The sequence below is a fragment of the Microcystis sp. LE19-131.1A genome (assembly GCF_027532015.1).
Taxonomy (GTDB): domain Bacteria; phylum Cyanobacteriota; class Cyanobacteriia; order Cyanobacteriales; family Microcystaceae; genus Microcystis; species Microcystis ichthyoblabe_A.
This window is the reverse complement of sequence record NZ_JAPZSS010000054.1, coordinates 98,383-112,726: the sequence shown is the minus strand read 5'-3', so window position 1 is coordinate 112,726 and position 14,344 is coordinate 98,383. Positions and strand designations below refer to the sequence as shown.

The following is a 14,344-nucleotide window of genomic DNA, read 5'->3' as shown; positions in this document are numbered from 1 at the left end:
TTAGAAAAAACAAAAGACCACATTTCATCACATTCTATAACCAATTTACCTTTTGGTTTGTCCAAAACCTTTATTTGACGGGGGACAGCCGCCAGTTTATTGTTGACATAATTTTGTAACCATGACCAACTTACCCCTGTTACTCTAGCAATTCCTCGTAAGAAAATTCGTTCGAGCAGGAGTTTATCAATTAATTGTTTGGTTTCGTCAGAGACGGTTTTATTAGTGGGATTGATCACAAACGGTTGACCACAATTTTTACACTGACGTTTCGGCTTGCCATTATGTGTAGAACCATTTTTGATGGTATGATAATAACCACATTTAGGACAACAAGATGTTGAAGTTTGTGAATCTTTTGTCAGAAGACAATGTTCTAAATCTTCATCGTAATTGGCTCTTCTCGACTTTGTGTGATAATTTTTGCTTATAGAATCATGAAATGCTTACTGGGAAAGATTTTTAGGACTATTTTGCTGAAGAAACTATCAGTATAGACCCCGTTTCCACACAGAAACCAGAAGAGCCCGTAATTTAACCAAAGTTTAATTATCCAAGAGAAAATATTGATAAAAATAGCAATCATAAAAAGCAAATCCCCAACATTTATCAAGCAATTATTTTTATTAGTAAATATTCTACACGACTCAGGCCAGATAAGCAAGATGGCTTACCACTACTACCGAATCACTACCCGAAAAAGGACAAGTTTTTGCTCTCGGTGTCGGTGAAATAGTAGAAGATAACGGCAAAAAATATCACGCCTTTCAGAATGGCGTACAATTTACCTTTGAGTAGGCACTAAACTAAACTGGTAACTTGAGGCAGATAATCACGGCAAAAAAATGCGTGCAAACGTTGACGCTCAGAAGTTAGAACGCCTAATGCAAATCTTAGGTAAAGAAGCTCAGGGTTCAGGCACTATCTACTTTACACGTGGAGCGAGTGCCTTACTGGTGGGATGGCGGAATTCCACAGTCGATGTGGATATCCGTCTAGATCCCGAACCGCCGGGCATTTTTCAAGCGATCGCCAAGCTGAAAAAAGAATTGAACATCAACATTGAACTGGCATCTCCGCAGGATTTTCTGCCCCCTATTCCGTAGGGGGATGGCGCTAATCGTCTAGTTTACGGCGATCGCCTTCCACCGGCAAGGAATGCGTTTGGAAGGGTTAGCCATATCAGAACCGACAGCTTTTTCTGTTTATCTGGTGATCGCAACTTAATTTTCTGTCATGATAATTGAGGGTATCTTTACAGACGGCTGTTCACCTCAACGATGCCAAAGTTGCGGGGGAACACTGATCCATTGGACAATCGTATAACGTCGTCGTTCAATAAACTGGGCAATATTATCCAAAATCAAGGCAAGGGCGATAATCCCGATCGCTGCGGCAAAAGCTCTTGGAATATTGTACAGATTACTAGCACGAAGAATCAGATAACCTAAACCTTCATTTGATGAAATATATTCTCCAATAAATGCCCCCAATAATCCAAATCCAACATTTAACCGAATAGAGCTTAATACCCAATCTAAGGAACCAGGAATGATTACTTTTTGAAAAATCTGGGAACGAGACGCATTCATTCCTTTAAGTGTGTCAACATATTCTAGGGCTACAGAATCGGCTCCTTTATAAGCTTGGTTAAAGGCTACAAACACAGTTGAAAAAACTGCGATGGCTACCTTCATACCAAAACCAACACCAAACCAAACAATCATCAATGGAGCTAGAGCAAAGACAGGCAATGCACCAAGCGCGGTCACAAAAGGTTTAGCGATAAAAGCAGCCGATTCAGAAAACCATAAAGAAAGTCCAAGAACTGTCCCAATTAAAGTACCAATTAATAAGCCCACAACTGCTTCTGCACCTGTTATGAAAAAATTGCCGATGAAATTACCTGCAATGAGAAGTTGCCAAAACTCACCTGCGACAGCTAGAGGAGTACCAATCAGAAAGAAGATATTTTCAGAACTTCTGCCTAATCCTTGCCAGATCAGGGCAAAAAGTAGGATAATTAAAGTTTGAATAAATAGAATTTTCCATTTTTGATGTTTGTTATTCATAATTTCCTTTAAGATTTTCCCAGATTTTTTGAAACAAATCTTCAAACTCAGGGGATTCCCTACATTTAATAGCATCGTGAGCATTTTTTGATAATTTCGGTTCATAAATTTTCATAATTTGTCCAGGGCGTTGACTCATGACAGCAATTTTGTTACCAAGGAAAATCGCTTCTTCTATGTTGTGAGTTACAAAAACCGTAGTTGTTCTTGCTATTGTACAACGATGTTTAAATTCAGTATTTAATTCAAAACGATTAACAAAATCAATAGAGGCAAAGGGTTCATCGCAAAAAAGAAGTTGAGGCCCACTCGCTAAGGCACGAATTAACTCGACTTTTTGCTTCATTCCACCAGAAATTTCTGTAGATAAATGTTTTTCAAAATCACCCAATCCAAATTTACTAATGTCAAATTTAAGAGTATCTTGTCTATCTTTATTTAGTTTTCCTTTAATTTCTAAACCTAATGCGGCGTTTTGTAGCAAAGTTCTCCAGGGTAATAGAGAGGGAGACTGGGGTAAATAAACCATACCAGCTTTTTTCCGTTCTTCTGAAATATGGACTTCTCCAGTGGTTGGCTGTAAAAATCCTAACAGAGTTTTAAGTAAGGTAGATTTTCCGCAACCGCTAGGGCCAACAATGCAGAAAAATTCACCACGCTTAACTTCAAAATCAACTCCATCTAGCGCAAAAAAAGACTTAGAGTTTTTTTGAAATTTGACACTCAAATTTTTAACTTTAATATCAATTGTAGAATTACTCATTTAATTTTTCCTTTTTTGAAATTGTTTTTCAGGAATATTAACTTCATTCCCAAGATGAGATATTAAAAGTAAATCAAAAGATTCTATTTTGTTGAATAAATCTTGATGCTTTACTTCACATTTAATTGTCTTCTTAGGAAGAAATACTGTAAAATTCCCTTCAGAGTTAGTCCTTGTTGCCGCTTCTTCAATTGGTTTTGCACCATCAAAAAAAGTAATGTAAGCATTTTGAATTGGCTCGTTAGTACCTCTCCATTTTAGTCTCATAGAGACAGAAACCATCTCTTGTATTGGAGGAGAAAGGTCAGGATTTATCGGTGAAGGATTAGAAGGATTCAAAGTAAGAACCCAATTCTTAAAATCAATTATTATTGAATAAGAACCTCGAATAAGTAGTATTGCTAGAATCAACAATACCGGAATTAAAAGATATTTTAGATGATTTGGTAAGTTTGACATTATGGATAAAATTTGTCTCAGTGTAAAAGTATCATTCTGGATGGGGACTTTAGACATAGTTCTTAAAACAGCCTTAGTCGCGTTTCGTGAATAATCACAATAAGGTTGTATATTGTTTTCATAAATTCTCTTGGCTGTATTTTCTACTTCTTGTGTAAACTCCTCTCCTTTTGATCGCCAAAATGCCTGTGCAGCCCTTTTCCATTGAGCTTCTGTAATTGTAATTGCCGCGGGAAAAACACGACAACAGTTTGCACGGTTTAGCGCACTTCTAAGTATTTCTTCTGTTTCTGGAGTTTTTTGCTGCAAAGGATGAAGAGCCGCAAAATGATCAGCAAATTCTACTGAACCCTCATCATCAATTTGGACAAGATAGCAAGCCCTCTGAATACCCTTGAGAACTTCCTTAACAAGTTCTGGATGATGATCAATAACATCACGGCGGGTGATAAGAGCAGTAATTAAAACCTCATCAAATTCGGTCGTACTTCCAACATTCAACTTAACTTGGTATTCATTATTATTAAACAAAGTCTTTTCTAATCCTACAAGATCAGGAGTAAGAACTATAACACTTTCCTGTCTGTTACCTTGAGTTAAAACCTCTATTTCTGTTTTTGGAGGAACCGATTGTGTTTTTTGTGGATTAATAGTTCTAGCTATTCGATGACTTGTTGTTCCTTCTCCATAAGCAACAATTTTGTCAAATTGATCTAAGTGCTGTAAGTTTTCTACTGTATGATTATCATGATCGACTGCCCAGAATGCGGCATTGGTCAATAATGCGGCTAAAATAACAATATCTTTAGCGTCATGTTGAGCTTGATATTCAAAAATTGAAGCGGGATCAGCAATGGCAAAGACAATATCTGAGCCATTGCTATTCATAAGACGCTCAATTACCTGTTTATCTGTTTTAGCTAAATCATTAGTATAACTAAATCTATAGTTATCTAGCTTACTAGACCAGAACTTATTACTCGTGGCGTAATAAAAGGGTAAATAAACAAAGTAAAAATCAATTTGTATAATTTTAACTTCTCGATTAACTTCTTGAAGTTTTGCCATAGGTATCTCAAAAGGTAATGATTACAAATACAAAATTAAGGATTTGAAGGTGGAGAATAGCGACAATCTTTTTCCGCTTTTTCCGCAAATGTATTATCTACATATTCCCCAAAGGGTTTAGGATTTTTAATATCTCCAGCTTGAACCCTTAACTTAATTGCCTTATCCCAAGCAGTTTGCTGAGTAATAGCATTTGCGGGAATAATTTTTTCGTTGACTAGCCTTTTTAATGCTTCTTCTGCCACTTTAGGATCGACTTCTGGAAAGCGTTTTTGAAGAATTGCTAAAGCAGATTTAGGCTCTTTAAAAATTATTTCGTTAACCTACCAAAAGCCTCTCCTAAGCTTCAATATCTCCCTATGCAAGAGTCTTTTGCATCGGTATTGGCTATAATGTGGAGGCTTCTTTCGGCAGTGTGATGGAGCGGGTAGATAGGGATTTCACTACCCTATTCAGAAATCTTTGTCAAGTACAATTTATACCAAATTAGATGAGCTTACCCTGCATAAAGGGTGTCTTTTTCCTTTATCTTTCCGAAAGTCCTTGACTTGTTTCAGTTTTTCTATTAAGCTCAACATATATTTTAAAGGTAGGCGGTCACTTCTCATTTTACCTGACAGTGATCGCTTTTACTTTTGATATTCTGATGGGAGAATGAAACAGCCCTACCCTATTCCGGGATGGCGCGATCGAAGCGTATTCATTGGCAAACGAGGTCAAATCTCTTTCTATCACTATGATTTTACAGCCCAAGCTCTTTCTAAACTATCGAGAGGGTTTGACCGTGACTTGAAAGATATTGAGGCTATGTACGAACACAAATTATTCTCTTTGAATGAGCTAGGGGAATGCTTTGAAGCGATTGCACCGGAACTAATCCGATTCCCCTCCCTTAACCCTGATGTGCTGAGAAGCAGAGTCGAGAACTTCATTGAACGTTTTCAATATCCACCAGAGGAGAAACAATCATGAATCTCAATGAGTTGCCGGGGGCCGAGATCATCTTACCCGGACTGAGGGATCTTCACAATGGTGAGTCTAATACCATTGGGGCGTTGCTAGTTGCGATCGCAGCGACGCGCCTAACGGAAGTCGGTTTCGATATCCCTAAAAATCACCTAGCTGCAGAGCCAGAGCTAACCTTGTATGCCTATCTCCAAGAGGAACGGGATGATGCTTATTCTTACTATAATGCTTTGCTGAATCGCCTCAATAGCTTTTGCAATGCACTCGAACTCGGTTATAAAATATTATGACAATTTCCCCCAGTTTAATTTCTCCCGATCTCAGTTTGGCCGATATTCCCCTAGGGGAAACCCTCTCTTTAGGAGTGATGGCTTCTGGTAGTGGTTCCAATTTTGCTGTTTTGGCGGCAGCGATCGCCAAAAAACAGCTAAATGCCCGAATTCCTGTCCTCATCTACAATAATCCCGATGCCAAGGTAAAAGAAAAAGCCGCTGACTACAATATCCCTGCGGTTTTCCTCGATCATCGTCAATTTAAACCCAGAGAAGAACTCGATCGGGCAATAGTAGAAACTTTCCAGGAATACGGGGTAAAATGGGTAATTATGGCCGGCTGGATGCGAATTGTCACCCCGGTGTTACTGGATGCTTTTCCCGATCGCGTGATCAATATCCATCCTAGTTTACTACCCAGTTTTAAAGGTGTGCGCGCCGTGGAACAAGCTTTAGCCGCGGGGGTAAAAGTGACCGGATGTACTGTGCATATCGCTCGCGCGGAGGTAGATAGTGGCCCAATTTTAATGCAAGCAGTGGTTCCCATTCTCCCGGATGATACCGCGGCTAGTCTCCACGAACGCATTCAAGTGCAAGAACATCGCATTTTCCCAGTAGCGATCGCTTTAGCAGCGAAATTGAGCCTATAGAGATCGATTTCTGGACTTCCTTGGCGAGAATACTGGCAAAAAAACGAAAATTCAAGGCAAATCGTTGAATAGGGTTTGCGGCAAAAAGTTTGTTGGTGGAGTTAGGAGTCAGTAGCCAGTAGTCAGGCTTCGGCAAAAACACTACACGCGGCGGAAAAAGAAAGTGACAGGGTACAGCAAAAAAGAGTGGAATACTGGTCTCAAGTGCGGGAAATTGAGGCATCAAAACTAATTTTCATCGATGAATCGGGGGTAAATTTAGCCCTTTTAAGACTCTATGCTAGAGCCTTAATTGGCCGAAGAGCTTGGGGAAGAAAACCACAAAAAAGAGGGAAAAATATTTCAATAATTGGTGCTATAAGCTTAGAAAAAGTTGTGGCATCAGTCAATATATACGGTGCAGTGGATGCGGTAACATTTGAAGGATTTATTCTGAAGGAAGTGCTGCCAAAAATTAAAGAAGGAGACTGTCTGATCATGAATAACGCCAAGATTCATCTCGGAGAAATGGTCAGAGAAATAATCGAACAAGAAAAAGCTAGACTTATCTATTTACCTCCTTATTCTCCCGAATTCTCTGCTATTGAAAACTTTTGGTCAAAAGTGAAAGCGATGTTAATAAAACTGAAGGCGAGAACTTACAAAGACTTAATAGAAGGGATTGAATTGGCTATGTTAGAAGTTACTCAAAAAGATATTCGCAATTGGTTTACTCACTGTTGCTACTGTACCTCATAAGTTAGAGAATTGCTATATACTCACTGCTGTTGTTGTCTGACATAGGCATCTACAAGATTACGAATCAGGGATTGATAGGAAGCATTATGACGTTGAGCTTCCCGTTTAAAATACTCAATACTCTCCTTAGAAAATTCCATCGTTATCCTGACAGTATTTTGATTCGGTATTAGCTGCTCTGGTGGCGGTAAAAAGTCTTCGACAATTGTCACCTTACCAATCGGTTTTGCGGGATCAGGGGTTATGTTCTTCATAGAATTTTCTCCATTTACGCCATTCAGCTGCGCCAAATATACGAATCACTCCATCGCGGTAAGTAAAACGCACCGTTAAAACCCGGTCTTTTACCTTACCAATACAAAACCAACGTTCCTCTGAGTCACTATGTTGGACATCATGGACAATCAAACGATGTGGATCGAAAAACGCATATTGAGCAGTCTCAAAGTCCACACCATGTTTAGCCTTATTGTCAGCTTCTCTTCGACTATCCCAATCGAAAGTGCTTGTCATGTCACTCTAGCATATTTTAGTTTGTGTCGCTAAGTATAGAAAAATGAACCAGAAAATAAAAAACAAAACAGGAATAGAACGAGCCGGGAAAATCCCGACCCAATGAATCCAGGGATGTTTATTGTCAACAAACCTTGCTTTAAAAGTAGAAATATTTCCTAAATACTTATCCTGCTTAAGGATGCGTTTTTTTTCTGTCTTAAGTTGATCCATAGCTTTGATAGCCGCATAAAGCGAAGCTCCAATAATAAATGATGTCAGAATCCCTAGTATTGGTAAAAATATAGATAGAAACCCAAGTCGATAATTATTATTACCAGAAACTGCAAATGCTGCCATTAAAAAAGACTGGGAAGTGACATACCAGTTCATTCGATTGGCAATCAGATTGTGTTCACGATGGATCTCTTGGTCGATTAATCCGTAATACTCAATCGACTTGAGGTTTTCCTCGTCATTCCACCATTTCCACCAGTTCTCTTGCTTTTTTTTAGAGTCATTCCGCTTTTTAAAGTCATCCCACCATTTCCACCGGTTCTCTTGCTTTTTTTTAGAAGATTTATCCATTAATTCATCTCCCCATATAGCTTATTGAATTGAACTAAATCACCATCTTAAGTAGGTGTTTGGAATTAAATCCGACATTCCGCACATCTTCATATAGCTTTATATATTTTTACATTCCCCAAGATGTTTTGACGAAAAAGCTTCATTGTAGAAACTACTATTGAGAACATTTTCAATAATTGATTTTTTCTGAGAAAACAAATTACAATTCTTCACCTTGATGAAAATCGATCATTGTAGCTACAATCTTTACTGGCAAAGGGTTGTAAGCAATGTATTAGTAAAAATTATCAATTGAATGTTAAGAAGTGCGGAAGGTGGGTTAAATATAAAGATGAATCTCCTTGAAGGACTTGCTGCAACTCAATTTCCTAGAAAATTAGTTGCCCCATATTTTTCCAGTTAAATTGAATCAACAACGATTATCGAACCATTTAATTAGCACATGGCATAAAAGCAAGCTGTGACTGGGTCTAATTCTTGGAGATGTCCATTAATTATACCGCTCCCTGCTGTCAACTCCGACGCTCATAGACAGTCTTAACGAGTAATTTAGAGAGTCAACCGCTTAGTGGTCTGTCAATCTTGAAATTGTGGATAGGGGAATGCTGCCAAATTATTCGCCCCCAATCCCTCAAAATCATCTTAACAGACCAGTAGAATCACCCTTAATTTTTGTCAATTGTCGGACTCTAACTATATTCTTCCCCGACACTGAGATTAAAGAGCATTTGTAGGGATTGTAAACAGCGCTTACGCGCTTCGATATCCTGTTGGGCCCGCAGTTGTACCATGGGTTCGTGAAGGATTTTATTAACGATACCGCGGGTCATTGCTTCGATAACTTCTTGGTGTTTTTCGGCGAATTCCGTCCCCAGACGGGAGAGGGCCTTTTCTAATTCCTGTTCGCGAATATCTTCAATTTTGCTTCTTAAACAGCTAATTGTCGGTACAGTGTCCAAAGAACGCCACCAAAGCTCGAAAGCTTCCACTTCCTGCTCTAGGAGTGCCTCTGCTTCCCTGGCCATCTGACGGCGACTTTCCTGATTGGCGGCAACCACCGCTTTAAGATCATCGACGTTAAAAGCTTGCACTTGTGCCAATTCCTTCACGTCGGTGTGGACGTTACGGGGAACAGAAATATCGATTAACATCAGCGATGTAGCAGTAATCGTCACTTCTGTCAATAAATTTTTAGTTAAAATTGGTTCCGTGGCTCCGGTACTGGTGAAGACGATATCCGATGCCACTACGATGGACATCATCTCTTCTAAGCCATATAGTTGGATTGGTACGTTAGGAAATTCACGGGCCAACTCCTGGGCCCGTCTTTGGGAGCGATTGACGATCGCAATTTGCTGAGAACCCTTAGCCAGAAGGTGAGTAACTAATAATCGGGACATTTTCCCTGCCCCGATAATAGCGATTTTCTTGCCGCTGAGGTCTGCCACCTTAGCATGGGCTAACTCCACCGCCGCCGAACTGATCGATACGGCCCCCGTGCCAATACTGGTTTCCGTGCGGACGCGCTTACCGGCAGTCATCGCTTGTTTAAACAGGCGATCGAGTAATTGGCTAATAGTATTGTACTTTTGAGCTAATTTATGGGTATTTTTAACTTGAGCGAGAATTTGCCCTTCCCCGAGGACAAGACTTTCTAAACCGGCGGACACCCGGAGCAGATGACGGACAGCATCCTGATGCAGTAGGGTAAACAGATAACGACGCAGGACATTAAGGGGAATATGTCCGATTTCAGCGAGAAACTGGGTAATTTCCACCACGCCCTTTTCCGTATCCGTAACCACGGCGTAGATCTCCAAACGGTTACAGGTGCTGATAATCGCCACCTCTTGGATGTGGGGATAACCCTTGAGGTGGGTAAGAGCGGACTCGATTTTCGCTTCCGGGATACTCAATTTTTCACGAATTTCCACCGGGGCTGTCTTGTGACTCAAGCCCACTACAGCAATATTCATTTATGTTCTCCTACAAATGTTGCTCAGGCTACAAAAATTATTGATAAAGATCAGTGCGTTATGTCTCTAATTGTTGCAATTTAGTCCCAATCGGGATGCAAATAAAAGATGTTTGAAAAAAAACTTTATATATTTTTACCAATGGGGGCGAGGTGAGCCATACCCACCCCACCGCGTCAGGGAATTATCTCAGTTGAATGTATTTGGGTTGGTCGAACAGGTGAACGGTATCAACAAAGCGAGCGGTTTTCGATTGGGTGGAGATAACCAAGCTTTGGGTTCGAGCGCCACCATGAAAGAAGCGGACCCCTTCCATCAGGGTGCCGGGGGTGATACCACAGGCGGCAAAGAGGACGGTTTCGCCACTGGCTAATTCTTCGCAACCGTAAACGCGATCGGGATTGGTGATGCCCATTTCTTGCAGACGAGCGAGATTACCCTCGCGGCTTTCGCCGATTAAACCGGTTTTGACCACTTCGGGATCATAGATTAATTGTCCCTGGAAGTGACCGCCTAGACAACGCATAGCCGCCGCCGAGATTACCCCTTCTGGAGCGGCACCGATACCCATGAGAGCATGAATATTAGTTCCCGAAAAAGCGCAGGAAATAGCGGCCGATACGTCACCATCGCTGATCAGACGAACTCTGGCCCCGGCGTTGCGGATTTCTTGGATTAATTCCTTGTGACGGGGACGATCCATAACCACTACCACCAGTTCTTCGATGGAACGATTGAGACAATCGGAAAGAACTTTCAGGTTTTCCGTCGCCGATTTATTAATATCCACATGACCTTTAGCTGCTGGGGGAGCGGCTAATTTTTTCATATAAAAGTCAGGAGCGGCGAATAATCCACCTTTTTCGGAGATCGCTAACACGGCCATAGAACCATTTTGACCGTAGGCAACCAAGTTAGTGCCTTCGCAGGGATCGACGGCGATATCAATTTCGACTAATTCGTCGGGATTACAATATTGTTTGGCATCAACTTGGGTACAGATACCCACTTCTTCGCCAATATAGAGCATGGGAGCCTCGTCTCTTTCCCCTTCTCCAATAACGATGCGACCGCGCATATGGATTTTATTCATCCGTTCACGCATCGCTTCCACAGCGACGTGATCGGCGATATTTTTTTCGCCTTTACCCATCCACTTCGAGGAGGCAATGGCAGCCTGTTCGACCACTTCGATAATTTCTAACCCTAGCGTACTTTCCACTCGATGATCCTCCCTACAGCTGATCTATGATTTATCTAGTGAGTTTGTTTCCTTAACAGTCAAAAGTCTATCACCAGACGGGGATCATTCTTAAGTTTTTATGTAGATCATCTGGAGGAGACCGGTATAGCTAGGGAATTTTTGCCAGCACTGTCGCCCCCATCTCAGTTATGGAGAGCTTGTTCGCTGATTTGGTCTGGCGATCGCATGAAAGAAGGTTCTTACCCCTGTTGTGAATGCTAGACAAGGGCAGCTTTGTCAATACTAAACATCTGGTGCGGTTTTGCCGAGCAAAATTATAACGTTATCGGGTCAGGTTTTAAAATGAGCCATTTTAGTTGACTGTCTTTCTCATAAAGATGCAGTATAACCTAATTTGCTATCGACGACTGACTCCCCAAGGGGAAAATTTCCTACCTCATCCTTAAGATAAGCTAAGTAGCTGGTTATAATTAAATTGAAGATAGATTTTGGGTTCGATCCCCCCTGCCCCCTTGATAAGGGAGCATTTGATAATTTTTAACGCCTACGTACTTAAGACGCATTTTAACCGCCTATAACTCGGTTTGTTAACGAAGCCAATAAACTATAGCGATAATAATACTCAGAATTACCACAGTCTGGCGCAGATAACTAGGAGAGATAATTCTAGCTAGTTTTCCCCCCAATACTCCCCCCATTAAAGAGCCAATTGCTACCACTATCGCTGCCGACCAATATACATGATTAGAAAAGAGAAAAAACCAAGATGCGGCCACATTAACCACCAAAGAAAGCAACTGTTTTAAAGCATTTAATCTCGTGAGATTATCCTTGAGAAATAAGCCCAAAATTGCCAACTCAATTACCCCTAAACCTGCGCCAAAATAACCACCATAAACTGAAGCAAGAGCGATGGGTAAAACCGCCAAAATTTCTGGTATATGACCATTTTCGTCCCCTTGTTGCCGATGTAGCCAAGAGCGTAAAGTATCTTGAAAAGCCAATAAAGCCGCCGCTAAAAGAATCAGAAAAGGAATCAGGCGCTCAAATACTTTATCACTACTATTTAACAGCAAAATACCACCGATAATGCCGCCAATAACTGCCGGTGGTAGTAATAATCGAATCCGTTTTTGTTGCCCGTGCAGGTCTTTTTTTTGGGCGAGGGTTGCCCCCAGATAACCGGGACATAAAGCGACGGTATTAGTCACATTTGCCATTACTGGTGGGATACCCACCGCCATCAGCGTCGGAAAAGTAATCAGACTACCGCCACCGGCAAGAGCATTAATTAAGCCGGCAGCCACGGCAGCGATTACCAAGAAGCCATACTGAATAGGCGTGAGCATTTAGGTGTTAGGGATAGTAATTAGCGATAAATCAATTTTTTCCTCGTCAACTTGCTTAATTTCGGCTCTAATTCCTGGTCCAAAATATCTTTCGATTTTTTCCTGTTTTGCCAGCCACTTTTCTAGGGGTAAAAGGGGCGATTCAAATTCTAGGGTGAAACAATAGGCGGAATCAACAGCAGTTTCACGAATTGCCACTAAAGTCGGTCTTTCCTCGTCTGTGGGGCTTAATCCCAGCTTTTCTAGGGCTTCATCCAGATGCACTTCCTGTCCGTAGCGATAGCGGGTGACATCGTTGCGAAGTTTGGTTTGGGTGACAGTGGCCTGTTGTTGGCGCAATTGCAAGATTTCGGGGCTAGTGGGTTGACTGAAGGGTATCGGTTTGATTTCTGAAGCTTTTAGGGCTAAACCTCCCAATAATAACGGTAATCCGTAGAAAAAACCCGCTAAATTGACCGTGGCGTTACCTTGGGCATAACCGATGATCCCGATAACCGTTAAAATACTGCCTAAAATTAAGCCAAAGTATGATAGTCTAATTTTTCTGAGCATGAAATAATTTTTTTCTTGAGTACGCTAATCCTTTAGAGATTATACAACTCAAGAGAATCTTTTTTGCAGATGGGCAGTGGGAAGATTTTTCAGTTATCAGTAAACAGTCATCAGTCATCAGTGAAAAGAAAGCGGCGAACTTGACACTTAATAAGTAAGTAATCTCAATTTTGATGTTTTAATAAGGTCGAGGTTGAAAATTATCAGGAATATCTAATTCAAATACTTGGTCATGAATCCGAGCCACATAAAACCCTTCTTGCAGAATTTTTTCGCGTAATTCTGGAGATACATGAACCGCCGCTAATATGCCATAGAGTTTTTTATCTTTGTGTTCAGGGAAAAAGCTGCGAAACCGTTGCAAAATACTTTTTAATTGTGTAATAGATTCCTCTCTAGCATGACTTTTAACCTCGACGATATAGGCAGTATTTAGCTCACCATTAGTATAGGCAAGAACATCAATTTCTAGGTGTTTTCCATCTTCGCTTGCTCGGACACTGGGACTAACAACTTTCATGCCGAACCGTTGTCTGAGAATCGTTTCCATTGAGGGAAGGGCAAGTCCTTCGGTAAAGCTGCCGAATTTAGCACCGAGTCCCCCAATTTGCTGTCCTAATTCTTTGAGTTGTCGGTCAGTTTTCTTCTGTTGTTGGGCGTTTTCCTTCTGTTGTTGACTAACTTCCTTCAATATTAGGTCAGTCTCCTTTAGTTGTTTGTCAGTTTCTTTTTGAGCAGCAGTTAATTCGGCTTGAGCAGTGGCTAATTCGGCTTGAGCAGTGGCTAATTCGGCTAAGATTTGCCATACGTCTTCGGATGTAGTTGCCATAGATAATTTTTTCCTGATGTCACCTATTTACTATTTTATTGGATTTCTGCGCTTGCTGAAGGCACTGGGGAGCAGACTGCTGATTCAATTGGGTAAGGTGGAGGCTAATTCATAGAACAAGAATCACCGCCACCACTGACTAACATCCCTAATTCCCTGATACACTTCTCTTAAAGCGACCTCCCCCCCAAAATGAAGGATTAAAGGCGCTAAGTTGGGAATAGTTTCGAGGAAATTAGAACGAGTGAGAGTTCCCAAAGCTTGAAGGTTTTTTTCCAGAAGGATAGATCAACATGGTTAGGCGTTAACACCTGAGTTATAATTAGAACGAAAATTAACTAAGGCAGTTGTTCTCAAATGAAA

General features: G+C 40.9%; 16 protein-coding genes and 2 pseudogenes. 5 read left to right on the top strand and 13 right to left on the bottom strand.

Going from position 1 to position 14,344, the window contains the following annotated elements; translation table 11 throughout:
- Positions 1 to 332, bottom strand: a pseudogene (locus tag O9323_RS05035) (IS1/IS1595 family N-terminal zinc-binding domain-containing protein); the annotation flags it as partial.
- Positions 333 to 845: 513 nt separating this feature from the next.
- On the opposite strand from O9323_RS05035, the gene O9323_RS05030 reads away from it, so the two are divergent.
- A complete protein-coding gene (locus tag O9323_RS05030; RefSeq protein WP_002756329.1) occupies positions 846 to 1,106 on the top strand; it encodes a hypothetical protein in 261 nt (86 codons plus the stop codon).
- 168 nt (positions 1,107 to 1,274) lie between these two features.
- On the opposite strand, the gene O9323_RS05025 is transcribed toward O9323_RS05030, so the two are convergent.
- Genes O9323_RS05025 through O9323_RS05010 form a run of 4 tightly spaced genes read right to left on the bottom strand, consistent with a single transcriptional unit; the run spans position 1,275 to position 4,607 of the window.
- The gene (locus tag O9323_RS05025) at positions 1,275 to 2,072 is read right to left on the bottom strand and encodes an ABC transporter permease (RefSeq protein WP_149106961.1); all 798 of its coding nucleotides are present in this window, start codon (positions 2,070 to 2,072) and stop codon (positions 1,275 to 1,277) included.
- A complete protein-coding gene (locus O9323_RS05020) occupies positions 2,065 to 2,835 on the bottom strand; it encodes an ABC transporter ATP-binding protein (RefSeq protein ID WP_002756326.1) in 771 nt (256 codons plus the stop codon). Before O9323_RS05020 ends, O9323_RS05025 begins: the two co-directional genes overlap by 8 nt.
- On the bottom strand, positions 2,836 to 4,362 hold the full coding sequence (locus O9323_RS05015; RefSeq protein ID WP_288124770.1) for a substrate-binding domain-containing protein: 1,527 nt from the start codon (positions 4,360 to 4,362) through the stop codon (positions 2,836 to 2,838).
- Positions 4,363 to 4,397: 35 nt separating this feature from the next.
- The gene (locus tag O9323_RS05010; protein WP_002756323.1) at positions 4,398 to 4,607 is read right to left on the bottom strand and encodes a hypothetical protein; all 210 of its coding nucleotides are present in this window, start codon (positions 4,605 to 4,607) and stop codon (positions 4,398 to 4,400) included.
- 409 nt (positions 4,608 to 5,016) lie between these two features.
- Between O9323_RS05010 and O9323_RS05005 the strand changes: the two genes are divergently transcribed.
- The 4 genes and pseudogenes from O9323_RS05005 to O9323_RS04990 form a co-directional block, all read left to right on the top strand.
- Entirely contained in the window at positions 5,017 to 5,334 is a 318-nt protein-coding gene (locus O9323_RS05005; RefSeq protein WP_149106962.1) for a hypothetical protein, read from the top strand.
- Positions 5,331 to 5,618, top strand: a complete 288-nt coding sequence (locus O9323_RS05000) for a hypothetical protein (protein ID WP_002756319.1) — start codon at positions 5,331 to 5,333, stop codon at positions 5,616 to 5,618. The genes O9323_RS05005 and O9323_RS05000 overlap by 4 nt, the downstream gene beginning before the upstream one ends.
- A complete protein-coding gene (gene purN, locus O9323_RS04995) occupies positions 5,612 to 6,250 on the top strand; it encodes a phosphoribosylglycinamide formyltransferase (protein ID WP_130756496.1) in 639 nt (212 codons plus the stop codon). Before O9323_RS05000 ends, purN begins: the two co-directional genes overlap by 7 nt.
- Before the next feature lie 135 nt (positions 6,251 to 6,385).
- Positions 6,386 to 6,988 (top strand): annotated as a pseudogene (locus O9323_RS04990) (IS630 family transposase); the annotation flags it as partial.
- A 20-nt stretch (positions 6,989 to 7,008) separates the two neighbouring features.
- On the opposite strand, the gene O9323_RS04985 reads toward O9323_RS04990, so the two are convergent.
- From O9323_RS04985 to O9323_RS04950, 8 genes are all read right to left on the bottom strand, one after another.
- Positions 7,009 to 7,242, bottom strand: coding sequence for a hypothetical protein (locus tag O9323_RS04985; RefSeq protein ID WP_002756314.1), 234 nt, complete (start codon positions 7,240 to 7,242; stop codon positions 7,009 to 7,011).
- The gene (locus tag O9323_RS04980; protein ID WP_002756313.1) at positions 7,223 to 7,501 is read right to left on the bottom strand and encodes a BrnT family toxin; all 279 of its coding nucleotides are present in this window, start codon (positions 7,499 to 7,501) and stop codon (positions 7,223 to 7,225) included. The genes O9323_RS04985 and O9323_RS04980 overlap by 20 nt, the downstream gene beginning before the upstream one ends.
- 6 nt (positions 7,502 to 7,507) lie before the next feature.
- Positions 7,508 to 8,068: a hypothetical protein gene (locus tag O9323_RS04975; protein WP_002756312.1), complete on the bottom strand. Its 561-nt coding sequence runs from the start codon at positions 8,066 to 8,068 to the stop codon at positions 7,508 to 7,510.
- A gap of 692 nt (positions 8,069 to 8,760) precedes the next feature.
- Positions 8,761 to 10,047, bottom strand: a complete 1,287-nt coding sequence (locus O9323_RS04970) for a glutamyl-tRNA reductase (RefSeq protein ID WP_002756311.1) — start codon at positions 10,045 to 10,047, stop codon at positions 8,761 to 8,763.
- 184 nt (positions 10,048 to 10,231) lie between these two features.
- Positions 10,232 to 11,269: a class II fructose-bisphosphatase gene (gene glpX, locus O9323_RS04965; RefSeq protein WP_002756310.1), complete on the bottom strand. Its 1,038-nt coding sequence runs from the start codon at positions 11,267 to 11,269 to the stop codon at positions 10,232 to 10,234.
- Positions 11,270 to 11,838: 569 nt separating this feature from the next.
- Positions 11,839 to 12,600 (bottom strand): sulfite exporter TauE/SafE family protein, encoded by a 762-nt coding sequence (locus O9323_RS04960; RefSeq protein ID WP_002756309.1) that lies wholly within the window; start codon positions 12,598 to 12,600, stop codon positions 11,839 to 11,841.
- Positions 12,601 to 13,152 (bottom strand): DUF2854 domain-containing protein, encoded by a 552-nt coding sequence (locus O9323_RS04955; protein WP_002739647.1) that lies wholly within the window; start codon positions 13,150 to 13,152, stop codon positions 12,601 to 12,603.
- A 178-nt stretch (positions 13,153 to 13,330) separates the two neighbouring features.
- The gene (locus O9323_RS04950; RefSeq protein WP_130758589.1) at positions 13,331 to 13,981 is read right to left on the bottom strand and encodes a DUF3782 domain-containing protein; all 651 of its coding nucleotides are present in this window, start codon (positions 13,979 to 13,981) and stop codon (positions 13,331 to 13,333) included.
- Positions 13,982 to 14,344: the final 363 nt, after the last annotated feature.